Source organism: Rhizobium leguminosarum bv. viciae USDA 2370 (genome assembly GCF_002008365.1).
Taxonomy (GTDB): Bacteria; Pseudomonadota; Alphaproteobacteria; order Rhizobiales; family Rhizobiaceae; genus Rhizobium; species Rhizobium leguminosarum.
On sequence record NZ_MRDL01000051.1, the window covers coordinates 52,380 to 78,646 of the forward strand.

The window sequence follows — 26,267 nt, forward strand, 5'->3', positions numbered from 1 at the left end:
ATGTCATCAGCGCTCAAGCAGATCTTTCTCATGATCAGAGTCAATCTCGGCAGCCTGCCGCGGCGGCTCTGGATCTCGCTGTCGATGGTGCTGTCGGTCGCCCTCGTGGTGGCGGTGCTCTCGGGCTTTTTGGCGATGGCGCGTGGCTTCGAGGCCGCCCTTGTCGGGGCAGGCTCGCCCGATATCGCCGTCATCCTCGGCGGCGGCACCAACCAGGAAACCGGCTCGGATGTGCCGGCCGAAGAGATCCGCAGCCTGACCGCCGCAACCGGCGGGATCGGCGTGGCGCGGAATGCCGCAGGCGGCTTGGCGCTGTCGCGCGAAATCGTCGTTGCCGTCGATGTCACCAGGGCAAGCGACGGCGCCGATCAGAAGCTGTCGCTGCGGGGCATGGATCTGGCCGGCCCCGGCTTGCGCGACCTCGCCACGCTGTCGGCGGGCAGGCTGTTTTCACCAGGTGCCCGCGATATCGTCGTCGGCGCCCGCATCGCCAATGAATTCTCCGGCTTCGCCGTCGGCGACAAGGTGCGGCTCGGTGCGGTGGACTGGACGGTCGTCGGGCATTTCACCTCTGGCGGCAACGCCTTCGAATCCGAGATCTGGGCGGATCTGGAGGCGGTGCAATCGGCCTTCGACCGGCAGGGACAGGTGCAGAGCCTGCGCGTGCGTCTCGATGGGGCAGGCGGGTTGCCTGTGTTGCAGGAGCATCTCTCCGCATTTCCTGGTGCGCCGCTCACCGCCCTCTCCGAGGCCGATCTCTATGCCGCGCAATCTGAGCGTACCGCGAGCCTCATCCGCCTGTTCGGCTGGCCGCTGGCGCTCTTGATGGCGGTCGGGGCAACCGCCGGCGCTTTGAATACGATGATGAGCTCGGTCTCTGACCGCACCGTCGAAATCGCCACGCTGCGCCTGCTGGGTTTTGGCCGCCTGCCGGCCTTCACTGCCACCTGGGTCGAGGCCATGCTTCTCTCGGTCGCCGGGGCAGCGCTCGGCATCCTCGCCTCATGGCTCGCCTTCAATGGCTGGCAGGCAAGCACGATGGGCGCCAACAATACCAAGATAGCCTTCCAGCTCGACGTCACCACCGACGTGGCGCTGACCGCCGGCCTACTGGGCCTCGCCATCGGCGTGATCGGCGGCGCGTTGCCGGCGCTTGCGGCGACACGATTGCCGCTGACCTCGGCTTTGAGGGCGAGGGGGTAGAGGCTGGCTGTCTGAACCTTCCGGGCGGCTCACATTATCACGGCGACCCGTCCTGATCGGCCCGATGGAGACATCCGCAACAGGCGGAGCGCCGCCGCCTCATCTGTGCAGCCCACCGAAACTGTGGCATAACTGAGCCATGGCAATGAATGTCTTGGCGGTCCATCGCGACACGGTCGGGACGGAACAGGCGGCAGGCAATTCGCTTGCCGCCGCCTATTCCGTGGGCGTTCTCTGCTGGCTGCTCTCGGCCGGCGTCTATATCGCGGCGAAATGGGTTTCTACCGAGATGCCGCCCTGGGCGCTCTGCTTCTGGCGCGTGCTGATCGCCTTCGCGATCCTGATGCCGATCGTGCGCCGACATTTCGCCGACATGGTCGCGCTGATGTGGGCTCGCCCGCTCGAACTGCTTCTTATTGGCGGCGTGGGACTGGCGATCTGCCAGGGCATGATTTTTGTCGGCCTCGAACATGCCGATGCCACCACTGCCGGCATCATCATCGCCCTGATCCCGATCATCACCATGATCCTTGCCCGCTTGATGCTGGCCGAGCCGATGGGACGCTGGCAGGTGATCGGATCGATCCTGGCCTTTCTCGGGATCGTGGTCATCATCATCAAGGGCAGTCCGGCCGCGCTGATGCGGCTTGATTTCAACCCGGGTGAACTGTGGATCGTCGCCGGCGCGTTCTGTTTCAGTCTCTACACCGTCCTGCTCCGCCGCGCGAAATTCGACATGAATCGCCTTGCGCTCCTGGTGCTGCTGCTCGGTGCGGCGGTGCTGACGGCGCTGCCCTTCTACTTGTTCGAGCTATTCTCAGACGAACGCTCGACGCTCAATGGCAGCGGGCTCATCGCGCTCGCCTATGTCGCGATCCCTGGCGGGGCGGTCATGTACTATCTCTTCAATCGCAGCATCGAGGCACTTGGGGCGGCTCGGGCCGGCGTCCTCCTCTACATTCAGACCATCTTCATCGCCGTGCTCGCCTATCTGATACTCGGCGAGCAGTTGCAACGCTATCACCTCGAAGGGGCGGCACTCATCATCGCCGGCTTGCTTCTCATCATCCTGCTGAAGCCGAAGATCAAGGCCGAAGCGGCTAGGGCCTGAGGTCCCACCATCGCTGCGACATGGTTGCCGCTGACCTCGGCTTTGAGGGCGAGGGGGTAGGGTTTCACCTTGGAGTGCGCCTTTCGCTTACGCTCAAGGCGTTCGTCGCTGGCGCCCCTACACCTGAGCGCAAGCGAAGGCACGAATCACATGGCGCACAGACCGAAGGCGACGTACGCCTCGCGCAAACACGCCGCAATTTATTCACCTCGAAGTCGCCGATTTCATGGCTCAAGTTGTAACTTTCGTCACACCAGGCCATTGCCTGTGGAATAAGGCCTGCTAGGCGCTCATTGCCCCATTGACAACATCTTGTCGCCTTTTTGCCGTGGCCGGTTGCCCCCGCCGCATCCGATCGGCCGATCCTGGACGATCCCGGCGGCGACATTAGCGATCCGACGAACAGGGCAACATGGCGATATGACAGTCTACTATGTGAACTCAGCGACTGGCTCCGACCGCAACGGTGGAACGGGCCAGAACTCGGCTTTTGCGACTTTGTCCAAAGTGGAATCCTTGAAACTGAAACCCGGCGACAGCGTGCTTCTTGCCAAGGGGAGCGTGTTCAACGAGCAGTTCGATATCAAATATTCCGGCACCGAGAGTGCGCCGATCAAGATCGGCAGTTACGGGACGGGTGCTGCACCCGTCATCCACAGCAGCGGCGACGGCATCCACAGTCTCTATGCCTCCAACATCGTCATCGAGAACCTGAAGATATCGAACACCGGAGGTGCGGGCATTTATGGCGGCAGTGTCACGAACTGGACGGTCCGCGACGTCGAGATCGCCAAGACGGGATTGTCGGAAAACGCAGGCGCCGTCACCTTCCGGAGCAGCAAGAACGTTACGGTCGAAGACAGCAAGATATCGGGCGTCAAAGGCGACGGCTTCTGGATCGAAAAGGTCGCCGGCATCAAGCTTCTCAACAACACCGTCACCAGCGCGAGCGGCTCGACGGCCGATGCCGTGCAGATGAATGACAGCAGCAATATTCTGATGAAGGGCAATCATCTCGACCAGACGCATGCCAGCAGCCCCAAGGGCGTCATCGCGCTCGTAAGGCCCACCAATGCGGTTGTCGAGGACAATGTGCTCACCGGCGGCGGCTTCGGCATCAGCGCGCAGGCGGGCAAGAACGTCGCCATCCGCGACAACGACATATCCGGATATCACGGTTACAGCTGGTCCTTCGCCGTCGGTCTCGGCGACCAGGGCAATGCGCGGGACTATGATATTTCAGGCAACCATATTCATGACGGCGCGTGGGGCGTTGCCGTCAGCGGCCCCAGCGGCGCCAGCTATACCCGCACGAATATCAAGGTCCACGACAATGTCTTCGACGACCTCTCGCAGGCGGCGCTGAAGGTCGATAGGCCCGCCTCCGGCTCCTTCACTAACAATACGATCGAGACCGGCACCAAGGCTACCGCCATATCGCCTTCCATCGTCGACGCGCATACCTTTACCGTCAGCGGCAACAAGACGGTCGCCAATGTCGAGACGACGCTTGCCGCCGCCGATACCAAGGTTGCCGCAGCGACGGAGGTGTCCGCGGATTCGGCGGTTGTCGCCGTCCATGACAATTTGAAGATCTTCACCGATAATGGCGAGGCCCATCGCGGCAATCTTCTCGAAAACGACAGCTCTGACAACGACACCCTGGTTCTGCGCCGCTTCGGCGACGAAAGCGTCGGCAAGCACGGCCTGACGCTGACCGGCGACTACGGCGTCATCCACGTGGACCGGGAAGGCAACTATGCCTACACGCTCGACGAGACGAAGCTCCCTGACCATAGCGGACATGTGAGCGAGTCGTTCAGCTACGGGATCAACGATGGAACCTCGCATCACAGCGACGGGGATACGCTGACCGTCTTCATCCATCTGGATGGCTTGCTGAGCTGAGGTGAGTGTCCCGGGGAGGCGTTGCTTCTGGGGAAGCATGAATTCCCCCGGGGGAAGCGTTAACTCTTCCCGGGGAAGCGTTGCTCTCGCCGCCAAATGGCTCCGCAGCGCCCCTCATCCGGCTGCCGCCGGGTGAGGGTAAGGGGCTGTAATACGGCCTCAACCTTTCTGGCTTGCGACTGATCCGAAACAGGACGGTACGATTATCGTTCATTCACCTTTCGGTCGCTTTTTAGTAGATTGTTTTCGTATAAGTTGTAATTCATAGGATACCGCCACCGCCAGGCGTTTCTCGGGACCAAGGCCGGCCCACAGGGTCTGCCAACCGTCGTGAAGGCAATATCGAGGGCCCTCTTAGCATGGCCTTTAGCCCCGACCGCATCCGATCCACGCGTTGCAGCCGATCCAGACGGCTGCGCGGCAATTCGAGAACAAGGCGATATGGCAATCTATTATGTGAATCCTGCGATAGGCTCCAACGGCAACAATGGAACGAGCGAAGACACGCCGTTTGCATCCTTCTGGGCGGTGGAAAACTTGAAGCTGCAGCCGGGCGACAGCGTGCTGCTCGCCGCCGGAAGCGTGTTCAACGATCAGCTCGACTTGAAATATTCCGGCACAGTGAATGCCCCGATCACCATCGGCAGCTACGGGGTCGGCGATGCGCCGGTCATCCATAGCCCCAATGACGGCATCCACAGCCTCTATGCATCGAACATCGTCATCGAGAACATCAAGATCTCGGACACCGGCGGCGCGGCCATCTACGGCGGCTATGTTTCGAACTGGACCGTGCGCAACGTTGAGGTGGATCACACCGGACTGGCGGGCAAGTCAGGTTCCGTCACGTTCAGGACCGGTTCGAACATTACCATCGAAAACAGCACGATCAACGACGTGAACGGCGACGGCGTCTGGATCGAAAAAGTCAACGGCGTCAATTTTCTCAACAACACTGTCACCAACGCCCACGGCACGGCGGCAGATGCCGTCCAGATGAACGACAGCAGCAACATCGTGATCAGCGGCAATTACCTCGACCAGACCGGCGCCGCCACTCCGAAGGGCGTCATCGCGCTCGTTCGGCCCGTGAATGCCTTAGTCGAGGACAACGCGATTATCGGTGGCGGCTTCGGGATCGGTGCACAAGCGGGCACCAACGTCGCTATTCACGACAACGATATTTCAGGTTATGGCGGCTACAGCTGGTCCTACGCCATCGGTCTCGGCGATCAGGGCGATACGCGGGACTACGATATATCAGGCAATTACATCCATGACGGCGTATGGGGCGTGGCGGTCAGTGCCGCCGGCACGACCACTTATGTTCGCGAAGATATCGATATTCACAACAACGTCTTCGACGATCTGTCGCAGGCAGCGTTGAAGGTCGACAGGCCAGCATCCGGCTCCTTCCACGACAATGTCATCGCCAGCGATGTCACGCCCTACAGCATATCTCCCGCCATCATCGCCGCGAACACCTTTCCGGTCAGCAACAACACGACGCTCGACGAGGCCCAGGCGACGTTGCTTGCGAGCAGCGATAGTCTCGCAGTCGGCGATACGACGCATACGGACACAGCGCCTGCGCTTGTTGCAACCCATGACAGCCTGAAAATCTCGTCCGACCTGGACGCTGCCCATTACGGCAATCTCCTCGAAAACGACAGCTCGGCCAATGGAACCCTGCTGCTTCGCCGCTTCGAGGGCGAATACGTCGACAAGGACGGCGTGACGCTCACCGGCCACTACGGCACCATCCATGTCGATAGTGATGGCGATTACACCTATACGGCCGACGCGGCGAAACTTGCCGGGCTCAGCGGAGACGTGAGCGACACCTTCCATTACAAGATCTCCGACGGGACTTCACTGCATTTCGACACGGATACGTTGAGCATCGCCATCCATGTGGATGGCTTGCTGACCTGATGGGGGGCGTATTGCCCGGTTGGATACCGCGGTGGGCCACAAACCTAATAGGGCGTTGAATCATCGCGGTGGCGGTCCGCCCCGGCGCTTGCGAGGCTCTCATTGATCGCCGAGCAGGATCCTGATGACGTCGGCTTCGATTTCCGCGCAGATGATCTCGTATTCGGTGATGATTGCGGGATCGGCCGATCTATCCCGGCGCATGCGATCGAGGACGGAACAGGCTTCGCCATAGGCGCCGCATAATTCGTAAAAATGGGGCTGGCTCGCCGCGGCCACTCTGATCGTTCCCCGAGTCGCAGGCAGCCTCATCATCAGCCTGGCCAGCCCCTGTTCCGCGGTTTGCCGGGTGATATGGGCTACGCTTTCTTTCCTGACCATGCCATCATTCCTCGCTGCCTGTGTTTTCGTATCCAGGGGGTACGCAGTGCTCATCCCCGGAGTAGTACGCAGGAATGTTGCATCTGGTTTCATGCCGGATGAAGGATTGTCGACGCTGCGCCGCAAGCAGCCGGTGCTACCAGCGCAGGAGGCGGGGGCCGAGCAGCGCGCCGATCGCACCGGTCAGGAGGATGCCGAGCGAATACCAGAGGGTGACGAAGGGCAGGCCGTTTTCCGTGCAGAACCAGGAATAGACCCAGGCGCCGGATGCGCCGGCGGCAATGCCGGCGATGAAGCCTGTCACCCCGAGGTTGCTCGGCGCGCCGCCACGCAGCACCCAGGTATTTGCGATCAGGATCGGCATGGCAAAGGCAAAGATCAGCAGCGGGCAATGCAGGGCGGAGGAGCCGAGCACCAGCACGGGGTAGCTTGCGGCCGGCGACAAAGCGAGCTGGATGACCGCCATGACGGCGAGGGCGAGTACGATAGCCGCGGCAACCCCGAAAAAGCGGCCTTCCGAGCCATCCGGCCGGTATAGGCGGTAAACGGCTGCGAAGGCGGCGATGGCGAGCAGGGCGTTGTAGGCGGACTTGATCCAGAAGACCGGCAGCATCAGCGCCTGCGCCATGTCGGTGCGAAGGCCGACGACGACCAGCATAAGCAGCAGCGAGATTGCCAGAGCAGGCAGGATGGCGAGCGCGAAGCGGCGTTCGAGTGCATGCCTCGGCACCGGCTTCAGATCCCGGACAAGGCTGTCGATCACGTCCTCAGTCTCTCTCACATTCCACCTCGCAATCTTGCCGCCAGCGCCTTGATGCCTCTGTGAACACCGACCTTGATCGCCGATTCCGACTGTCCGGTGCGGCTTGCCGTATCGGCCACCGACTGCCCCTCGAGCTTGACCTGACGGATCAGATCCTGCTGGTGCTGCGGCAGGCCGCTCAACAGCCGTTCGACATCCATGCGCGCTGCAATCGCATCCTCCCTGAAATCGTCTTCGATCTCCTCGTCCAGCTCCATTTCCGCCCTGTACCGGCCGCCATGCTTTCGGTGGTGGTCGATCAGCTTGTAACGGGCAATCGAGAAGAACCACGCGGTGAACGGCCGCTCCCTGTCATAGGTTGCCCGGCGCGAATGCAGCGCCAGCAACGTCTCCTGCACGAGATCTTCCGTGTCGGATTTCGCGGTAGTGCCGATCCGCCCGCCATAATAGCCGACGAGCAGGGTCCGCAACGTCACGAGCAGACGCCGATAGGCTGCCTCGTCCCCGTCAAGGGAAAGAAGCATCAGCATCTTCAGTGCTTGTTCCGAATGGGCGCTCGTCATGTCGTCTGCAATATCATTCGGGTGGATGACGCTTTGGTTACAGGCGGGTTCAAAAAATCTTCCGGCGGCAATTCAAAGTGTACAGCGTCCTTTGCGCGTCTCTAAAAGACGCGCGGCCCTGTAGCGCTATCACATAAGCGTGAGGGCTGTAACCGCCTTCGCAAGGAGATCGAATTCAGGACTGTGAGCCGTCGGCGGGTGCTGGCGGACATGTCAATCGATCCGAGGAGACCCTCATGACCAAGATCCTTTCCAGCCTTGCCGCCTGCGCCTTCGTCATCGGCCTGTCGCTTGCCGGCGTCGCCAGCGCCCAAAGCAGCGATGCGATGAAGAAAGACAGCATGAAGACCGACACGATGTCGAAGGATGCGATGTCCAAGGACGCGATGAAGAAGGACAACATGGCGACCGGCAGCACCAAGGCCGACTGCACGCACAATGCGGGCATGGAGAAGGACAGCATGAAGAAGGACACGATGATGAAGGCCTGCGATGCGATGAAGTAAGCTCTGGCCGTGGCCGCTGAAACTTTATCGCCGGCGGCCGCGTCCTTTCTCGCGAAGACCTTTCACGCCGATCCGGAGGAATTACGATGGCCACGACCGATGCCGGCATGGCGAGCGGACGCACGCTCTTCTACCGCCATAGCCTGCTGGTGCGTCTGTCGCACTGGGTGAATGTGCTGTGCATGACGGTGCTGCTTTACAGCGGCCTGCAGATCTTCAACGCGCATCCGGCGCTCTATTGGGGCCAGTACGGCGCCGACGACGATCCGTCCTTCATTTCCATGGAGGCGGAGCAGGAAGGCGATGTGCTGAAGGGTGTGACGCGCGTCGGCGCATTCGCTTTTACAACGACCGGCGTTCTCGGAGTTTCGAACGTCGACGGCGACGCTACTGTGCGCGGTTTTCCGAACTGGCTGACTTTGCCAAGTTACCAGGATCTAGCATCGGGCCGGCGCTGGCATTTCTTCTTTGCTTGGCTGTTCGTCATCAACGGCTTCATCTATCTCGCTTACGGTTTTGTCAGCCGGCATTTCCGCCGCGATCTGCTGCCGGCGGCCGAAGAACTGAAGCCTTCGCATCTCGGCCGTGAGATCGTCAGTCACGCCCGGCTGCGCTTTCCCAAGGGGGCCGAGGCACGCCACTACAATACGCTGCAGAAACTCGCCTATGTCGCCGTGATCTTCGTGCTGCTGCCGCTGATGATCGGGACCGGGCTTACCATGTCGCCGGGCTTCAATGCGGTTGCGCCCTGGCTGCTCGATCTGTTCGGCGGCCGGCAATCGGCCCGCACGCTGCATTTCCTGACCGCCTTCTCGCTCGTTGCCTTCGTCGCGGTGCATGTGGCGATGGTGCTGGTTTCGGGCGTGTTCAATAATCTGCGCTCGATGATCACCGGTTATTACGACATCGGGCAGGGAGGAAAGTCATGAGCCGCATCATCACCAGACGTCGCTTCCTGATCGGCGCGAGCATGACGGCATCGGCGCTGGGGCTTGCCGGCTGCGACGCCCTCGTCGAAAGCGATCGGACGAAATCGGTGCTCAAGATCGCCGAAGGCTTCAGCATGAAGACGCAGCGCTTCCTGCTCGGTGACGACGCACTCGCCCGCGAATTCACGGAAGCCGATATCTCGCCGACCTTCCGCGCCAATGGCACGAGCATGCCTGATAATACCCGGTATATCGACTGGATGAACCAGCGGTTTTCAAGCTGGAAGCTCGAGGTCGGCGGGCTGGTCGACAAGCCGATGCAGCTGTCGCTGGCGGAGCTGAAAGCCCTGCCGGCGCGCACGCAGATCACCAGGCATGACTGCGTCGAAGGCTGGAGCGCGATCGGCAAATGGACCGGCGTGCCGCTCGGCGCGCTGCTGCAGTCGGCGGGTCTGAAACCTGAGGCCCGCTACATCGTCTTCCACTGCGCCGACGAATACGAAAAGACGCTGGATGGCAGTGGCTGGTACTACGAAAGCATTGATCTCGTCGATGCGTTCCACCCCCAGACGATCCTTGCCCACACCATGAACGGCCGCGATCTCGAAGTCGCCCATGGTGCGCCGCTCCGACTCCGGGTCGAACGCCAACTCGGCTACAAGCAGGCAAAATACCTGACCGGCATCGAAGCTGTCGCCGATCTCGGCCAGCTTTACGGCGGCAATGGCGGCTTCTGGGAGGATCGCGGTTATGAATGGTATGCGGGCATATAGGCGGCGTGCTCCGACCGACATGCCGACTTTGACCTCTTCCCCGTGCCGGATTCCACGGCCGGGGAGGTAGTCGTGGTCGAGGGGGCGGAGCTCAGACAGAAAGGCCGATCGTGATGGTGGCGGATAGCACGCCGCCGTCGAGCTTCTCGAAATCGAAGATGTGATCGGCAGCATCCTCCGGGATGATGCCGTCCTCGTCGTTGCGCGTATCGCGGGCAGGGCGCCCGAGATAGTCGGGATGCTCGCCATAGATGATATCGCTCAGCGTATCGTCGAAATAGATCTGGCTGACGAGAAGCTCCTTGCCCTCGACAAGGATGCGGCAGTGAACATGCGGCGTGCGGCCCTGATACCATCCGGGATAGGCCGTCAGGAAGCTTGCCTGCCCGTTTTCATCCGTCAGCTGGCGGCCGCGAAAGGCAAGCCCGCTGATCGCCTCGGCATCGCCAAGTGTACACATCTGCGCAGCCTCGCGGCCGGAATAGATGCCACGGTGATCGGTATGCCAGATTTCGATATCGGCATTTTCGACCGGCCGGCAATCGGCGGCGTGGACGATCCGAACGGCCAGCCGCAAGGGTAGCCCGGTCTTTCCTTCCGAGACGTCCTGACGTGTCGGAATATTGTTGACATGGCAGGGGCCGAGGGTCTGGGCGACGGTCACGACGCAATTCGGACTGCTGCGGAAGAGCGGCGCGGGCAGCTTTTCCACGGCAATCGACTTTGTGCCGCCGCTTAGAAAATCCGTTCCCTTCCAATCGAATGTCCTGGCGGCAACAGTGATATGCCGCCGTGGCCAGATTGCCGCCGCAGCCACGGATGATGCCACGATAGCCGCACCTCCAAGCACAAGGGTTCGCCTTTTCATCTGTCTTCCTTTGCCTCAAGACGCAGGATTTAAGGAGGGTAGACCAGAAATTCCAATTAAACCTGAGCAGAAAAGCTTTATGCCTGTCAGCTCAGCGAGTTTGTCCATGAGCTGGTCCTGGAAGGCCGGGTCCAGAACGTCGGCGGCGGGCCTGTGCCGTTCGCGGTGATACCAGTAGCCACCGGTTCTGGTGGCGGTATTACGTCATCCTCGGCCTTGCGCCTGACATTTTGCTGCGCGGTCTGCAGATGCTCGGGACCAGCCCGAGCATGACGAAAGAGGAGTTGGTCGCCTCAGGGACGCACGGGTTCGCCGCTGTTCTACGGAATGTCACTTCACCGGCATGACAACCGGAGCGTCCTTCTTCTTCAGCAGCACGACGATGAACTTCGCCGGTTTGGACTTGCTCGCATTGCGGCTGACCAGGTGAATGTCGGAAGGACCTTCGTAATAGGTCTCTCCCGGCGACAAGGTGACTTCCTTTTCGCCCTTGACCTGCATCACGATCGAGCCCTCCAGAACGTAGACGAATGCATTCGCCTCATGTTTGTGAATAGGCGAGGAGCCTCCCGGCCCATACTCGACCGATATCATCAGCCCTTCCTTGCCGGGATAATTCGGAAGGTCCTTTTTCATGAGCGGTGTGACGGCTGCGCCGTCTTCGGCGGCAACCGCCAAAGTGCCAAAAAGGCAAACCGTGGCCGACACACATAGCGATAACGAAGCTGAATTCATTGTCGCAATCCTTCTGCTCGTTGAATGCCGATGTGGATTTGCCTGGACTTACGTCGGCCGTTGGGACTGTCGAAACCAATCCGCAAAGTCGATCTTGCCGAGCCTCGCGCCCTCGCCGGGCACAAGCGAGCGATCGTCTAGTTCAGACCCGAAGTAGCGCGCATGAGCGTCTGCCTGGACTCTCCTCGGATCGTTGATGGCTTTCAGATACCGGGCAACGATCTCGTGCATGTGACCGCGCTCGGGACCGGCAATCTCGATCGTGCCGTTAAGCGGCTTTGAAAGCGCGACATCCGCCATCGCATCGGCAACGTCGTCCGATGCGATGGGCTGGAAAGCTGCGGGAGAAAGACGCGCGACGGTGCCGACGGTGGCTTCATCAGCGATGCCCTTCAGGAATTCGAGGAACTGGGTGGAGTGGACGATGGTGTAGGGGATGGGCGATGACTTGATGAGTTTCTCCTGCGCGAGTTTGGCACGGAAGTAGCCGTTCTCAGGCAGGCGCTCCGTTCCGACGATGGAGAGCGCAATATGGTGCTTGACGCCGGCCTTGGCTTCCGCGGCGAGCAGATTGCGGCTCGAGGTTTCGAAGAATTCGAGAACCGCCTTGTCCTCCCACGATGGTGAGTTTGCAAGGTCGACGACGACATCGGCGCCGGCCAGCGCTTGCGCCAGGCCCTCGCCGGTGATGGTGTTGACGCCGGTGCTTGGCGAGACGGCCAGCACCTCGTGGCCTTTAGCGCGCAGACGCGCCGCGGTCTTGGACCCGATGAGCCCGGTGCCGCCGATAAGAACGATTTTCATGACGAACCTCCCTGTTGACGCCCTTTCGAGCCAGATGTCTCAGATCTAGATCACGCAAGTCGGAATGAGCCGCGAAAGACGTTTGAGGCTGGACAAGTCGAAGTCGCCTTAGATCGTCGCCATGGCGGAGGTCATCCCAGACCGAACCTGGCATCGCGGTGCCGGGCAGAATCCTCCTTAATGCGATTAGGCGCAACTCAAATGGCGAGGGCGTGGAGATTCAGCGTCGCCACGTGACATACGCCGGGCGGGTTATTGAGGCGAGGGCGGTTCCAAGCAAGCTCAATACGGCTAGCCCTCAAGGAAATCGCTAGGTGTAGACCTGGCGTTGATAGCACAAAGCGAAAATTGTCTCCGGCAGCCTCTGGAGCAGCCGTTGCCAGGCCGGCGGTGTTTGCAGCACCACGCGTCTGTTCAGATGTGCAAGAACGCTGTAACACTTTGAATTGCTGCATTCTTCCCTAGATCGATTTCGATTTAAGAAAGAATGCCGTAGGCATCCAAGATTAGTTTCCGAGCCGGGGCAGAGGCATATGGAACCAACCCACTTGTTCGAGCTCGTCATCGCGATGTTTCTTGCGATCATCGCGCTGCACTATGCGGCCCACAGGCTCGGATTGCCGCCGTCCGTGGCGTTGCTGACGGGTGGTGCTTCGCTGGCGTTTGTGCCGGGGCTGCCGGCGATATCAATTGATCCCGGGCTGGTGCTGGTCATCTTCCTGCCGCCGCTGTTGATGGATGGCGCCTGGTCCATTGCCGCCGGGCGGTTGCGGCGGCATGTGATCGGCATCGCCTCGCTTGCCGTCGGCGCGGTGTTCTTCACCTGCGCGGTCGTCGCCGTTGTGGCCCACCTCATCTTTCCGTCGCTTCCCTGGGCGGCGTGCGCTGCCCTTGGCGCGATCGTTGCGCCGCCTGATGCGGTTGCGGCGCGCGCTGTGCTGCAGCGGGTCAGGCTGCCGCGGCGGCTTCAGATTCTGCTGGAAGGCGAGAGCCTGCTCAACGATGCCAGCGGCCTGGTTCTCTTCCGCTTTGCCGTTGCCGCTGCCGCAACGGGCGCCTTCAGCGCGGGGGAGGCGGCCGGCAGCTTCCTCGTGCTGGCGCTCGGCGGCGCCGTCGTCGGCATCGTTGTGGGAACGGCATGGTACAAACTTGTCCGGCGTCTCGGCGACGAATATCTCATCATCGCAGCCTCGGTGCTGCTCGGCTGGATTGCCTATCTGCTCGGCGAGCAGCTGCATGTTTCCGGCGTCATCGCCACGGTTACCGCCGGCCTGATCATGAGCTGGCACCAGCACACCGTGCTTTCAGCCGCAATGCGCATGCGCGGCATCTCGTTCTGGACGGTGATGATCTTCCTGATGGAAGCGGCGGTGTTCATCCTGATCGGGCTGTCGCTCCGGGATGTCGTCGAACGCGGCGGCGGCTTTGCCACCGTGATCGCGACCATGGGATTGCCGATGCTGGCGATCCTCGTGGCGCTCGTGCTCGCGCGTTTTGCCTGGGTCTTCGCCGCCGATTTCGTCATCAGGTTATGCACTGCCCTGGGGTTCACACGCGCCGCGCCGCTCGGCGTCGGCGGCGCCACCGTTCTCAGCTGGGCGGGCGTGCGCGGCGTGGTGACGCTTGCTTTGGCGCTGAGCTTGCCGGAAGGATTTCCCGGCCGCGATTTCATCCTCGTGACGGCCTTCGCCGTCATTCTCGGAACTGTGCTCATACAGGGCACGACATTGGGGCGGGTGATTGCCTGGGCGCGGCTGGTGGAGCCGGAGTCGGAAAGAGCGCGCCTGACGATGAGCCAGGCCGAAGCCGCCATGGCGCAGGCGCAGTTCGGGATCGTCCAGAGCCTGGCATATGATGCGGAGGGGAAACTCATCCATCCGCAATTGCTGGAGCGCTACCAGCGCCGGGCTACGTCGATCGTCGACTATGCCGAGAGAACCGAGCACTACATACCGGTGCTGCATGCGCACTTCGACGTCGTTCTCGAAGCAGTTGCCACGGGACGCCGGGAACTCATCCGCCTCCACCGCGCCGGCGAGATCGATGATGAGACGTTGCGCGAGCTGGAACGGGATCTCGATCTCGAGGAATTGAGCGCGATCTCGGCCAAAGCCTGATGTTCAGCGCCTCGCGCTTTCGCCATCATCGTCAACGCATTGCGATACCGGGGCTGATACCGGCGCGATCCTTATGTCGCCGAGCGGCGTCCTGACCTAAATGGCGATCTGTTCGCCGAGTTCGACGACGCGATTGGACGGCAAGTTGAAATAGTCGGAAGGATCAATCGCCAAGCCTTCCAGCGCCATGAATATGCGCTCCTGCCAGGCGGGCAGCCCGGTGTTCGGCGTCCTGACGAGGTTCCGGCGGCCGAGATAGAAGGAAGTCCTCATGATCTCGAACTTGAAGCCGCCCTCCCGGCAAAGAGCCAATGCCCTGGTGACATCTGGATCGTCCATGAAGCCGAAGGTGATGTCGAGGCGCACGAAACGCGGCGAGAGTTGGCTGATCTTGATGCGGCGGCTGTCGGGGACATAAGGTTCGTCCTCGGTCCACACGGTTAGGATGACGTTCTGTTCGTGGAGCACGTGGTTGTGCTTGAGATTGTGGAGCAGCACGTTCGGCGTCCGGTCCGGAACGCTGGTCAGGAACACTGCCGTTCCCGGAACGGTGACCGGCGAATGGTCCGACTTTCGCTCGATCGACCTGATGAAGGAATCGAGCGGGATCTCGTTGTTGGCTCGCAGTCTCTTTAGATAGGCCTGGCCTCGGGTCCATGTCCACATCAGGATCATGATTGCCAGCGCAAGGGCGACCGGAACCCAGCCGCCATCGTAGATCTTCAGCAGATTGGCCGCCAGGAACATGACTTCGATGGTGAAGAGCGGCAGCAGCCAGGCGGCGGCGAGCACGAGGGAGTAGCCCCAGACGACCCGAAGGAACTGGAAGACCAGCATGGTCGAGATGACCATGGTTCCAGTCACGGAGATGCCGTAGGCGGTCGCCAGCGACTCGGAGTCGCCGAAGGAAAAGATCAGCATCAGCACGCCGACCAGCAGGAGAAGATTGACGGCCGGCACGTAGATCTGGCCGGTGTTGGTCTCCGACGTGAACTTGATCCTGAGCCTCGGCAGGAAACCGAGGTGAACCGCCGAGCGGGACAGTGAAAATGCGCCTGTTATCACCGCCTGGCTGGCGATGATCGTCGCCATCGTCGCCAGAAGAACCATCGGCGGCAAGGCCCAGTCGGGATACATCAGAAAGAACGGGTTGCCGGCCGTTTCGGGATGGGCGAGAACCAGCGCACCTTGCCCGAGGTAGTTCAGCAACAATGCGGGAAAGACGAGTACGAACCATGCCATCTGGATCGGGCGGCGTCCGAAATGCCCGAGATCGGCATAGAGCGCCTCGGCACCCGTCACCGTCAGAAAAACGGCGCCGAGCACGATGAGGCCGACGCTGCCGGCATGGGTGAGGAACAGGAATGCATTGGCAGGATTGAGTGCGGCCAGAATCCTCCAGTCGTCGCCGATATGGATGAGGCCGCCGGCCGCCATGGCCAGGAACCACAACACCGTGATCGGCCCGAAAAGCTTGGAGACGGCCGCTGTTCCCCTCGACTGGACGGCAAAGAGGACGACCATGATCGCTGCCGACGCAAGCGGGACGTATTCGGCAAAGGCGGGTGTGATCAATTTCAGGCCCTCGAGCGCCGACATGACCGACAAAGCAGGCGTGATCATCGCATCGCCGATGAAGAGGGCAGCGCCGATCAGGCCGGCGAAGAAGAGCACCGGCACGTTTCGTCCCATCTTCTTCATCAGGAGGGCAAGGAGAGAAAGCGCGCCGCCTTCGCCGTCATTGTCCGCCCTGAGAAGGAAGAGCACATATTTGAAGGTCACGATGATCGTCAGCGTCCAGACCATCAGCGAAATCAGACCGATGACCTCGGTCTCATGCACGCCATCTGCGGCAAAGGGCCTCAACGCCTCGCGAAAGGCATAGAGCGGGCTAGTGCCGATATCGCCATAGACGACGCCGACCGCGCCGATGACCAGTCCGACAAAGCCCTTCCGGCCGACGCCATCCCCCGTCTTATCCATATGCGTCGACGTCATGGTTCCCCGCTCATGCCACTTGCCTATGAGAACAAACATATGCCGCATTGCAGAACGGCAAGCAAATTGATGCGGGTGCGAGTATTTTTGTGGGGGCGGATGCGGGGATGGGAGCGTTGCGATCCGTTCAATGTCGTCAGTTCGCATCCCCTTGCGATTGCGCTGTCGCATGGTAAAAAGGATGCATGACCTGCGCCCTGAATCTTTCGAGCTTCTATTACACGCTGCTCCCATAGAGCGGCGCAAGGTCATATTCCTGACACTCGAGACGCCGCACGGTCGGCGGCACGTGTGTCAACAGTAGGTCTCCGGCCTGATCGGCCCAAATGGAGACCCTCGTGATACTATCCTCTCAGTCCACCGGACCTAGATCCGACTTTCTTCGCACTCTGAGCGAACGCGGCTTCCTGCATCAATGCACCGACTTGGAAGCACTCGACAGCTGGCTTTGTTCAGGAGCCGGTACAGCCTATAACGGCTTCGATCTCACCGCCGACAGCCTGCATGTCGGGCAACTCGTTCCGATCATGATGCTGCGGTGGTTCCAGAAGACGGGCAACAAACCCATTGCGTTGCTCGGTGGTGCGACAAGCCGCCTGGGCGATCCGAGCTTCCGCGACACGTCACGTCCCTTTCTCAACGAAGAGCAGATCACGAAAAACCTGATCGGCATCCGGCGTGTCTTCGAGCGGTTCCTCGCTTTCGGGGACGGTCCGACAGATGCTGTCATGGTCAACAATGCCGACTGGTTGGGCGGGCTCAACTATCTCGATTTCCTGCGCGATATCGGGCCGCATTTTTCAGTCAACCGGATGCTTACATCGGAGAGTGTGCGCCAACGGTTGGAACGGGAGCAATCGCTGACATTGCTGGAATTCAACTACATGGTCATGCAGGCCTACGACTTTCATGTCCTCGCAGAAAGCCGCGGTTGCCTGCTTCAACTTGGTGGCTCCGACCAGTGGGGCAATATCGTCAGCGGCGTCGAATTTGGACGGCGGATTGGCGGACGCGCCCTGTTTGGATTGACTGCCCCGCTGCTGACGACGTCGTCGGGCGCGAAGATGGGCAAGAGCGTTTCGGGGGCGGTTTGGCTAAACGCAGACCGGTTGTCGCCCTATGAGTTCTGGCAATTCTGGAGAAACACCGGGGATGCGGATGTGGGTCGTTTTCTCAGGCTGTTCACCGAGTTACCCTTAGGTGAAATTGCACGCCTCGATGTGCTTCGGGATTCCGAGATCAACGAAGCGAAAAAGATCCTTGCCGACCAAATCACCAGCCTCTGCCACGGGGCAGATGCGGCAGCGCAAGCTTCCGAAACCTCCCGGCGCGCTTTCGAGGCGGGCGAGGTCCCGGCCGGTCTCCCGACGGTCAGGCTGCCGGATAGCCTTCGCGGCAATTTTCCGCTTGTCGACGCCATGGTTGTTGCCGGGCTCGCCAAGTCGAAAAGCGAAGCACGGCGGTTGATCGTCGGCGGCGGGGTTCGGGTGAACGGTGGCGGTGTAAACGACGAGGCAATGCGGCTTTGCGACTCCGACATCCAGGACGGCGTGATCCGGCTATCAATTGGCAAGAAGCGACACGTCCTCCTTCAGTTGGTTTAGTGTCGTGTCTTCAATTCGGGGAGCGGGCCAAGTCGACCACTTCGTCGCGCTCCCCATTGATACAGGCTTGATGTGGCAGCGTGTGTGGCCGCGGTCTTCATTCAACAAGAAAGAACAGCCGCGGGCAGAACGCCATTTTTCACCCGCACGACCGCGAACCGCCTGCTCAAGCCGCTCCAGGCTGTCTCGCCACTTCGTAGCGAGCCCGGCTCAGGCTGACCAGGCTCGCTATTGCCGCGCAGCCGCCCGCAGTGACGACCGCAAATTCGAGCGCGCTCGACAACGGCAATGTTGCGAAGATGATCGACATGCAGATCCCACCCAGGGTTTGGCCGAGAAGCCGCGCGGTGCCCTGCATGGCGCCGGCGGCGCCGCTTCTGGCTTTCGGTGCCGACAGAAGGAGAATTCGGTTGTTCGGCGTCTGGAACAGTCCGAAACCGAGGCCGGCGATCACAGTACCGACGAGAAACGCGATACCTCTCGGGTCGGGCGGGGTGAATCCGACCATCAGTAGGCCCAGGGCGAGCAGCGCGCCGCCGATGGCGCAAAGCCATGCCGTCTTGAAGCGGTTTGCCAAACGTCCCGAAATGGGCGCGATGATCGCGGTCGCGGCAGGCCAGGGCATCATGTATAGACCGGCCAAAACCGGCGTCATGTGCAACGTGTGTTGAAGGTAAAAGGGTAGCGCGATGTAGCTCAGCATCTGGCCGCAGAAGCACGATATCGAGGCGATGATCGCCACGCGGAATGCCGGTTCCGCCAGCAGGTCCGTGGGAACGATTGGTGCGTCACTGTTCCGTTCAAGGCGCAGCAGGACGAAAAGGCAGGCCAGCGAGGCGGCAATGAGGACGGCACCGCTTATCGGCGCGATCGCTATCCGGTCGGCGCCGCAGAAGAAAAGGATGAACATCAGCGTGTTGGCCAGCATCACCTTTGCGTTCAGCTTTCGCTTTGCGCCCTGAATTTGCCCGAGCAGACCGCCGCCGAGCAGAACGATGGCGCCGAGTGGTATATTGACTGCAAACAGCCAAGGCCAGGTCGTGACGGAAAGGATGGCGCCGGCAATGCCGGGGCCGGCAGCGGAAGAAATGGCGATGACCATGGCATTGATGCCGATGATCGGACCCAGCATGTGCTGCGGCACAGCCGAGCGCAGGTTCATCATGGCAAGCGCCATGATCGCGCCACCTCCCAAGCCCTGCGCGAAACGAGCGAGGATCAGTAAGGGAAGGTCGCCTGCGAAGGCGCAGGCTGCGGAAGCCGCGGTGAACAGCGCGACGCCGATCAGGAAGACCCGCCGCGCGCCGTAGATTTCACCCAGCGCACCACATGGAAGAATGGCAACAAGCACGGCCAGCTGATAGGCCGAGACGACCCATACGGTGTTACCCGCCTCCGCGTGCAGTGAGACCGCGATCGAGGGTAAGGCGACATTGGCAATGGCTCCGTCCAAAACGACAAGAACAAGCGTAAGGAGCAACATGGCAATAGCCAGGTACCGTCGAGGCGACGCCAGGCCGTCTTGAGAAATTGGTGCGGCGTAGGTGAGGGACATGAGAACTCCTCGATGTTTGTTGGACGGTCGACTACTTAGGCTTTGCTGATTGCCCGCGCCAGACGCAACAAAATCAATCGACCGTTGCGTAATGCGCCATGCCTGAATAGAATTGAGCCATGTCTGATCTCGATCTTAACCTCTTGGTGGCACTGGATGCGTTGCTGCGCGAGCAGAGCGTATCGGCCGCCGCCCGTCGGCTTGGCCTCAGCACGTCCGCCATGAGCCGGACGCTGTCACGGTTGAGGACCACGCTGGGTGATCCGATCCTTGTGCCGGCCGGGCGCGGCATGGTTGCGACGCCTCATGCCCTGGCGATTGGTGCCGAGGTACATTTGTTGAAAGAAGCCGTGCAAGCCGTGCTTAGTCCGCCGTCGACCGTCGAGATTCGGGAGGTGCGGCGCCACTTCACGATCCGTGCCAATGAAGCATTCGTGCTTCTCTACGCCGCGGGTCTGAGCGCCGCTGTGACGAACGCTGCGCCGGGGATAAGGCTTCGCTTTGCGCCGAGATCGGACAAGGACGTTCAGGCTTTGAGGGACGCGGCGATAGATTTGGACATCGGCGTCCTCCCGCGAGACAGCGGGGAGTTGCGTTGCCAAACTCTTTTCGAGGATCGGTATGTCGGTCTCGCAAGGGTAGGGCACCCGATATTCGATGCTGATCGGCTAACGGCCGAGCGCTATGCCGCCTGGGGTCACGTGCTCTTCTCGATGCAAGCGGATTTCGCCGGTCCGATCGACAGGGCGCTCGCCGAATTGGGCCATGTCCGTGATGTCAGACTGATCGTGCCAAGCTTTCCGGCAGTGATAGCAGTTGCGGCGGCATCCGATTTGATCGGCTCGATTCCGAAATCATATTGCAAGTCCGCGGCGATAAGCCATATCAAGACCTTTGACCTGCCTGTGGCTGTGTCGGGTTTCACCATCGTGCAGGCGTGGCACCCCCGCATGGACGCAGATCCCGTGCATCGCTGGCTGAGGGCGCTGATTTTTGAGACGTTCCACTCGATGAACTGAGTACGTGGCCCGTCAAAGCAAGCGCTTCGTTCCCGTTCCGCAGACGGGATCCCGCGATCTTATGCAGTGCAGCCTCCCGTTGATGCAGGGAGCGAGAATTGCTGCTCGGCACCGCCGAATGGTGATCGCTAATGGCGCCAATAAGCGGACACCAGTCGTGAGCGGCTGCTGTGAAATTACCGGCGGCTGCATCATGCTGACACTGGCTGTCAGCAAAGGTGGTCGATAATCCTGAGACCGCGGGTGTCCGAGCCAGTCGCCATTTCGTCGGAATGTCCGGCTATGCCGTCGGATGCCTGGGCTTCAATCCCGCCCCAATCGGAGCAGAGTCCCCGAGATGAAGCCGCACCACCGTATTTTCTTCATTCAGTTTGCCGTGGCCCTTTCCCTGGGGGCGTTTGTTTCGCGGCTGCCCGACCTTCAGCTTAAGTTCAGCCTTACGGAAGGGGAGCTTGGCCTTCTGCTCGCCGTCATGTCCTCCGGGGTTCTCTGCGGGTTGACGGTTTCGGTGAGGTTCATCGAGAGGCTCGGTGCGCGCACCACCGCTTTCGTCACCGTCTTCGGTGCGTCGTTTTTTTTCGCGCTGATCCCCTGGATGCCTTCAGCTCTCCTGGCGGTGCCATTGTTCTTCATTGCCGGCGTTTTCACCGGAGCATTCGAGATCAACGCCAATATCGAAACCGATCGCCATGAGGCGCTGCTTGGGTACCGCATCATGAGCCGGGCTCACGGTATGTGGAGCCTCGGCTTCTGCATCACCGCCCTTGTTGCCGCCGGCATGCGGCAGGCTGCCGTCTCCATCGAACTGCATACCTTCATCGTCCTCGTGACGGTCTTGATTGCCGGGTCGATCGTCTTCTCCGGGATCGAGAATGCGCCCCGGCGGCAGGACGCTCACTCCGGAGATACGCCGATCATCGCTTTTCCCACGATCGGACTGCTCCCCCTTTGCCTTGTCGCCGCAGCTCCGCTTCTTGCCGAAGGCGCAAGCGTCGACTGGTCGGCGATCTATATGCGGGACGTCTTCGCGGTCGAACCCTTCGTCGGCGGGCTCAGCGTGACCATTTTCTCCTCGTTCATCGCCATCGGGCGGCTCAGCATGGACCCTGTCATCGACCGCTTCAATCCGCGCCCGGTCGCAATCACTCTGCTTGGGATCGCGGCCATCGGTGTTGTCATGGTTGCGACGGCGACACACCCTGTTGTCGCGCTCGCAGGCTTTGGCCTGACAGGTATTGGCTGCTCTTCAGTTTATCCGCTTGCCATCTCGGCTGCGGCCCGACGCACGGATCGACCCGCACCCGTCAACGTTGCAGCGCTTGGGCAGACGACGTTCCTTGTGTTTTTCGCCGGGCCGCCACTGCTCGGTTTCGTTGCCGAACACTTCGGCATCCGCTTTTCGTACTGGGCGGTCGTCCCTGTTCTCGCCGCAGCATTGCTGGTCACCAGGGCACTTGCCGCTGATCCTGCCCCGGTCACAGGCCAACCCGAACCGGCGCAACCACGCGGTTGACACGCCACGCCGGCCTCCGCTCTCCTAAGCTCGTTCACGTCCGCACCGGAGGGCAACCTCCGGCTTTCGCTGGTGAATCGGGCGAGCGCAATGTATTTCCCATCGCGCCCAAGTATTATAAGTGGCCATCGGAAATATAGCTCGTATAGGTGAGGAGCTAATTCCGCGTACTGTCGTCAACTCTTGGCCAATGGTTTTGCTGCTCAAGCATTGCGGACACAGTCCATCTCGTCTGAATGGACCTGATTTGGATGGCGAAACTGCAGCCTTTCGGCCCGACAAAACATATGTTTTGTCGGGTTGTGATGGCCGTGTCCGGCCCCAAGGGGAGGCTCGCCGACGGAGTTCTGCGCCTCGCTTCGGACAAATTTCCGCCGCCAAAATGCCAGTATTAGTTGTTTCTAAATCACGCCATAATTCGCATCTACGTTGCCGCGGCTGTTTTATTCTTCGCCACATTTCGGAATTTCAACATTATACAAACAATGGTGGGTAACTATGAAGGTTATTCTCGTCATCGTCCTCACGGTGCTTGCCGTGCCCTGTGAGGCGGACATGCTCGGCACGGCGTCCAAGTACAAGAGCATGCATGAACGCTCCATCTCCTTCCTCAGCATCAATCCGCGCAGGGTGTCGTGGTGCGGTGCGTTCCTGGCCTTTGTCGCCAAGCGATCTTCGCGGGAACCGCCGCCCAACCCCAATATGGCGGCGTCTTGGAGAAAGTTCGGCAAGCCGGTGTTCTTCCGCGCCGCCAGGCGAGGGGATGTCGTGGTGATCCGCACCGGTCGACGCTTTCATGTCAGCCTGTTCGATCACATCGACCAGCGCCGCCAGTACGTCTACCTGTTCGGCGGCAATCAATCCAACCGGGTGCAGCTGTCGCGCTATCGCGCCAGCTCGGTGGTCGCCGTGCGACGATGATGTTGGGTGAGAACTCACCCTCCTTCCAAACCTCGATGGCGGCGGGAAAAACAGGCCCTACGCCTTGCGCGCCCTGATATGGAGGAAGATCGGTGCAATGCGGGTATCGGCGACCACTGGCTCGGCGAGAGCCACCTCGACTGACGCCATGGGCTCGCCGAAGGCTTCGATCGTCAGTCCCGATTCGACGATCATCGACACCCAGGTCGACAGCGTCCGGTGAAAGCGGGGGACGGCAAACGGCGTCAGCGTCGCCCGTTCGGCCTCGGGGATGGAGGAGAAGATCCAGCGATCGATCCGGCCGTCGCTCTCGTCGAAATAGTCGGCGATCTCAACCGCGACGGGCTCGCCGGCCTGATTGCGGATATTGCGGCGTGTCGGCGGCACGAAACAGGGGTGCAGGATCGAAAACTGCAGGAAGCCGCCCGGCTTCAGGACCCGGTGGATGCCCTTCAGCACCTCGCGCTGGTCGGCCATGTCCATCATCGACATGAAGGCGGTGACGAAATCGAAGCTCGCCTCCGGGAAATCGATGCTCTGGCCGTCGCCGAGCACATAGTCGATGCCGAGCGGCGCTTCTGCCTCGCTCTCGCGGGCATAGCGAATGAAGGTCGGGGCGATGTCGAGCCCGGTCATGCGGGCGCCGAGGCGGGCGACGGCGCGGGTATTGGAGCCTTCGCCGCAGCCTAGGTCGAGCCCCGCTAAGCCGGTGACCGACGGCAGCATGCCGAGAAAGGCCGGTGTGTTCAGCGCGTCGCGGTATTTGTCGTAGCCGGCGCGGCTGTAGATCGTCCAGGTCTCGGCATTGCTCTCCCAATGGGCGGCGACATCATTGGCGTTCATGGCTCTCCTCCTTGTGCGATCGGAACGGGCGGGGAGCTATAAGCGGAGCGTGTGGCAATGGGAAGACGGGCGGTCCACTGTAAGCGGTTCACGCCTATGGATCATGACCAAGTTCGCGTGCACTATCATTCGATCGAGAGGATAGGGGGCTGCTGTGTCCGACGAAGTGATCATCCGCGAGCTGGTCGGCCTCGATCAGACGATGACAATTTTCCCGCGGCCCCCGCAGCTTGGCCGCAAGTGCCACCACTAGCGCAAAGCGGGACGGACGGAAGAATTGCCCGCCTTGTGCTGGCGGCGATTTTACGGTCGCATGAACAGGCTTAGAGATGCCGGGGCACCTTTGCCTTCAGCAGCTGCACGAGCGCGGGGTCCATGAAATCGTAATCATCAGGAATATGAAGGCAGATCAACCGCTTGTCCTTGAGAGCTGACCGGTACTTGCCCTGGACTTTCGCACGGTGAGCCTTCTCCATGACAAAGACGATATCGGCCCATTCGACCAGCTCGTTCGATAACGGATTTTCGGCATCCTTGTTCGTACCTGCCGAGGAGACTTCGATTTCAGGCCAGTTCGCGAAGACCTGTTCGGCCGTCGGGCTGCGAAGCTTGTTCTGACTGCAGACGAACAGCACGTTTTTCACGTTTCTATCTCTCTTCAAGTGAATAGGGCCGGCGATAGCACAATTCCGTGTCCGGGCGAACCAAGGGAGTTGATGCATCACCCTCGGCTGACACTCTTGAACGCAGCGATGATGCTTTGTGCGGCGAGTTGCGCCTCATCTGACGTCGTCTGGAAATTGGTGACGGAGAGGCGCAGGACGTCGCGGCCGCGCCATTTGGCGCCGCCGGCGAAGATTATGCCGTCCGCCTGGATCTTTTCGATCGTCTTTCGCGTCAGCGCGTCGCCCTCTTCGGAGGGCAGGTCCGTTCCGAAGCGGATGACGAGCTGGTTCAGCACGACGTCGTTCAGTATGCCGATGCCCGGTTGCCGCGACAGGAGATCGGCGATCAGCCGCGCTGAGGTGCAGCACTGATCGATGAGGGTGGTGATGCCGTCGCGGCCGAGATGTTTCAGCATCGCCCAGGTGGCAAAGCCGCGTGCCCTTCTCGAAAGCTCGGGCACGTAATGGGAGGGATCGCGTTCGCCTTCGCCGGCGAGCGGCAGATAGCTCGCGGCAATCGTCATGGCGCGGCGATGAGCGAGTTCGTTACGGACGATCGCATAGCCGCAATCATAGGGCGTCTGCAGCCATTTGTGGCCGTCGGTCGCCCAGCTGTCGGCCGCTTCGATGCCGCGGCTGAGGTGGCTGGTCTTCATCGATGCCTGCGCCCAGAGGCCAAAGGCACCATCGACATGCACCCAGGCGCCTTTCGTCTTCAACAGCGGGATGATGGCGGCGAAATCGTCGAAGGCGCCAGTATTGATCTGCCCCGCCTGGAGAATGGCGATGACGGGACCGGAGACCGTATCGAGCGTGCCCGCCAGCGCGGCCGGGTCTATCCGGCCTACCGGATCGGTGCGCACGCGCAGCACGCGATCGTGGCCGAGGCCTAGGAATTGCAGCGCGGAGAATACCGTTGTGTGGGCATCGTCGCCAATCAGTACGGTAATCTCGGGGGCGCCGAACAGGCCGTTGGCATCGGCATCCCAGCCCACCTGGCGCAGCACCTCGCCGCGCGCGGCGGCAAGGCAGGTGAAGTTCGCCACCGTCGCACCCGTGACGAAACCGACCGAGCTTTCGGCCGGCAGCTGCAGGAGATCAAGGAGCCATCTCGCCGCGACGGTCTCGACAGCGGACGCGGCCGGGGCAACGGCATGGTTTCCGGCATTCTGGCCCCAGGCGCTGGTGAGGAAATCAGCCGCGACGCCGACCGGATGGGAGCCGCCGATGACCCAGCCGAAAAAGCGCGGCCCTGTGGTTGCATGCAGCCCGGGTTCGGCGCCGTCCGAGAGACGCCTGATGACATCAAGCATATCGGAACCGGCCGCCGGCAGCGGTTCGTCGAAACAGGCAAGCGAGGCTGCGTAGTCGTGGGTGGGCACGTGGCGGGCGGGCGCTGCCTGCCGGAATCTCGCCGCAAGGCGGGCGGCTTCCCGAAACAGAGATGCAATTGCCGTCATGCGGATCCCCCCTGCCGCCATCGATCCTGGAGGGGCACACCCTCGAAAGCAGGCTGCCGGCACACGCAATCTAGCCGATATCGCCGGGGCTGT

Annotated in this window: 23 protein-coding genes; 12 read left to right on the top strand and 11 right to left on the bottom strand. The window is 61.1% G+C overall.

The annotated features are described in order from the left end of the window. The 4 genes from BS629_RS27000 to BS629_RS27020 all read left to right on the top strand — a co-directional run bounded on the left by BS629_RS27000 (window position 1) and on the right by BS629_RS27020 (window position 6,157). Complete coding sequence (locus tag BS629_RS27000) at window positions 1-1,203, top strand: ABC transporter permease (RefSeq protein ID WP_018242609.1); 1,203 nt, start codon at window positions 1-3, stop codon at window positions 1,201-1,203. A 139-nt stretch (window positions 1,204-1,342) separates the two neighbouring features. Then, entirely contained in the window at window positions 1,343-2,314 is a 972-nt protein-coding gene (locus BS629_RS27005; RefSeq protein ID WP_018242608.1) for a DMT family transporter, read from the top strand. Between the two features lie 420 nt (window positions 2,315-2,734). Continuing rightward, the gene (locus BS629_RS27015) at window positions 2,735-4,222 is read left to right on the top strand and encodes a right-handed parallel beta-helix repeat-containing protein (protein WP_018516421.1); all 1,488 of its coding nucleotides are present in this window, start codon (window positions 2,735-2,737) and stop codon (window positions 4,220-4,222) included. A 441-nt stretch (window positions 4,223-4,663) separates the two neighbouring features. Further along, the gene (locus tag BS629_RS27020) at window positions 4,664-6,157 is read left to right on the top strand and encodes a right-handed parallel beta-helix repeat-containing protein (RefSeq protein WP_018242605.1); all 1,494 of its coding nucleotides are present in this window, start codon (window positions 4,664-4,666) and stop codon (window positions 6,155-6,157) included. 99 nt (window positions 6,158-6,256) lie between these two features. Here the strand turns inward: BS629_RS27020 and BS629_RS27025 are convergent, their stop codons facing one another. The 3 genes from BS629_RS27025 to BS629_RS27035 form a co-directional block, all read right to left on the bottom strand. Beyond that, window positions 6,257-6,538 (bottom strand): nodulation protein, encoded by a 282-nt coding sequence (locus tag BS629_RS27025; protein WP_077988622.1) that lies wholly within the window; start codon window positions 6,536-6,538, stop codon window positions 6,257-6,259. 136 nt (window positions 6,539-6,674) lie between these two features. Beyond that, window positions 6,675-7,319, bottom strand: a complete 645-nt coding sequence (locus BS629_RS27030; RefSeq protein WP_018242603.1) for an NrsF family protein — start codon at window positions 7,317-7,319, stop codon at window positions 6,675-6,677. Then, a complete protein-coding gene (locus tag BS629_RS27035; RefSeq protein ID WP_018242602.1) occupies window positions 7,316-7,864 on the bottom strand; it encodes a sigma-70 family RNA polymerase sigma factor in 549 nt (182 codons plus the stop codon). Before BS629_RS27035 ends, BS629_RS27030 begins: the two co-directional genes overlap by 4 nt. Before the next feature lie 236 nt (window positions 7,865-8,100). Between BS629_RS27035 and BS629_RS27040 the strand changes: the two genes are divergently transcribed. From BS629_RS27040 to BS629_RS27050, 3 genes are all read left to right on the top strand, one after another. Continuing rightward, window positions 8,101-8,370 (top strand): pentapeptide MXKDX repeat protein, encoded by a 270-nt coding sequence (locus BS629_RS27040; protein WP_018242601.1) that lies wholly within the window; start codon window positions 8,101-8,103, stop codon window positions 8,368-8,370. Window positions 8,371-8,456: 86 nt separating this feature from the next. Then, entirely contained in the window at window positions 8,457-9,299 is an 843-nt protein-coding gene (locus BS629_RS27045) for a cytochrome b/b6 domain-containing protein (protein ID WP_018242600.1), read from the top strand. Continuing rightward, window positions 9,296-10,072 (top strand): molybdopterin-binding protein, encoded by a 777-nt coding sequence (locus tag BS629_RS27050; protein ID WP_018242599.1) that lies wholly within the window; start codon window positions 9,296-9,298, stop codon window positions 10,070-10,072. The genes BS629_RS27045 and BS629_RS27050 overlap by 4 nt, the downstream gene beginning before the upstream one ends. A gap of 91 nt (window positions 10,073-10,163) precedes the next feature. On the opposite strand, the gene BS629_RS27055 is transcribed toward BS629_RS27050, so the two are convergent. The 3 genes from BS629_RS27055 to BS629_RS27065 form a co-directional block, all read right to left on the bottom strand. Further along, window positions 10,164-10,940, bottom strand: a complete 777-nt coding sequence (locus BS629_RS27055; protein WP_018242598.1) for a dioxygenase family protein — start codon at window positions 10,938-10,940, stop codon at window positions 10,164-10,166. 330 nt (window positions 10,941-11,270) lie between these two features. Beyond that, complete coding sequence (locus BS629_RS27060; protein WP_172643988.1) at window positions 11,271-11,675, bottom strand: cupin domain-containing protein; 405 nt, start codon at window positions 11,673-11,675, stop codon at window positions 11,271-11,273. 48 nt (window positions 11,676-11,723) lie between these two features. Continuing rightward, complete coding sequence (locus tag BS629_RS27065) at window positions 11,724-12,479, bottom strand: SDR family oxidoreductase (protein WP_018242596.1); 756 nt, start codon at window positions 12,477-12,479, stop codon at window positions 11,724-11,726. Window positions 12,480-13,012: 533 nt separating this feature from the next. Here BS629_RS27065 and BS629_RS27070 point away from each other — a divergent pair. Then, window positions 13,013-14,596 (top strand): Na+/H+ antiporter, encoded by a 1,584-nt coding sequence (locus BS629_RS27070; protein WP_018242595.1) that lies wholly within the window; start codon window positions 13,013-13,015, stop codon window positions 14,594-14,596. A 96-nt stretch (window positions 14,597-14,692) separates the two neighbouring features. Here BS629_RS27070 and BS629_RS27075 read toward each other — a convergent pair whose 3' ends face one another. After that, window positions 14,693-16,594: a potassium transporter Kup gene (locus tag BS629_RS27075; RefSeq protein ID WP_018242594.1), complete on the bottom strand. Its 1,902-nt coding sequence runs from the start codon at window positions 16,592-16,594 to the stop codon at window positions 14,693-14,695. 326 nt (window positions 16,595-16,920) lie between these two features. On the opposite strand from BS629_RS27075, the gene tyrS reads away from it, so the two are divergent. After that, window positions 16,921-18,198 (top strand): tyrosine--tRNA ligase, encoded by a 1,278-nt coding sequence (tyrS, locus tag BS629_RS27080; protein ID WP_018516422.1) that lies wholly within the window; start codon window positions 16,921-16,923, stop codon window positions 18,196-18,198. 166 nt (window positions 18,199-18,364) lie between these two features. Here the strand turns inward: tyrS and BS629_RS27085 are convergent, their stop codons facing one another. Beyond that, complete coding sequence (locus tag BS629_RS27085; protein WP_018242592.1) at window positions 18,365-19,681, bottom strand: MFS transporter; 1,317 nt, start codon at window positions 19,679-19,681, stop codon at window positions 18,365-18,367. 191 nt (window positions 19,682-19,872) lie between these two features. On the opposite strand from BS629_RS27085, the gene BS629_RS27090 reads away from it, so the two are divergent. The 3 genes from BS629_RS27090 (at window position 19,873) to BS629_RS27105 (ending at window position 23,206) form a co-directional block, all read left to right on the top strand. Then, window positions 19,873-20,772 (top strand): LysR family transcriptional regulator, encoded by a 900-nt coding sequence (locus BS629_RS27090; RefSeq protein ID WP_077988623.1) that lies wholly within the window; start codon window positions 19,873-19,875, stop codon window positions 20,770-20,772. Window positions 20,773-21,109: 337 nt separating this feature from the next. Beyond that, a complete protein-coding gene (locus BS629_RS27095; protein WP_018242590.1) occupies window positions 21,110-22,285 on the top strand; it encodes an MFS transporter in 1,176 nt (391 codons plus the stop codon). A gap of 498 nt (window positions 22,286-22,783) precedes the next feature. Then, window positions 22,784-23,206: a TIGR02594 family protein gene (locus tag BS629_RS27105; protein ID WP_018242589.1), complete on the top strand. Its 423-nt coding sequence runs from the start codon at window positions 22,784-22,786 to the stop codon at window positions 23,204-23,206. Window positions 23,207-23,263: 57 nt separating this feature from the next. On the opposite strand, the gene BS629_RS27110 is transcribed toward BS629_RS27105, so the two are convergent. From BS629_RS27110 to BS629_RS27120, 3 genes are all read right to left on the bottom strand, one after another. Then, window positions 23,264-24,049 (bottom strand): class I SAM-dependent methyltransferase, encoded by a 786-nt coding sequence (locus BS629_RS27110; RefSeq protein ID WP_018242588.1) that lies wholly within the window; start codon window positions 24,047-24,049, stop codon window positions 23,264-23,266. Window positions 24,050-24,372: 323 nt separating this feature from the next. After that, window positions 24,373-24,693, bottom strand: a complete 321-nt coding sequence (locus BS629_RS27115; protein WP_026188445.1) for a low molecular weight protein tyrosine phosphatase family protein — start codon at window positions 24,691-24,693, stop codon at window positions 24,373-24,375. A gap of 77 nt (window positions 24,694-24,770) precedes the next feature. Then, entirely contained in the window at window positions 24,771-26,174 is a 1,404-nt protein-coding gene (locus BS629_RS27120; RefSeq protein WP_026188444.1) for a pyridoxal phosphate-dependent decarboxylase family protein, read from the bottom strand. Window positions 26,175-26,267 lie beyond the last annotated feature (93 nt).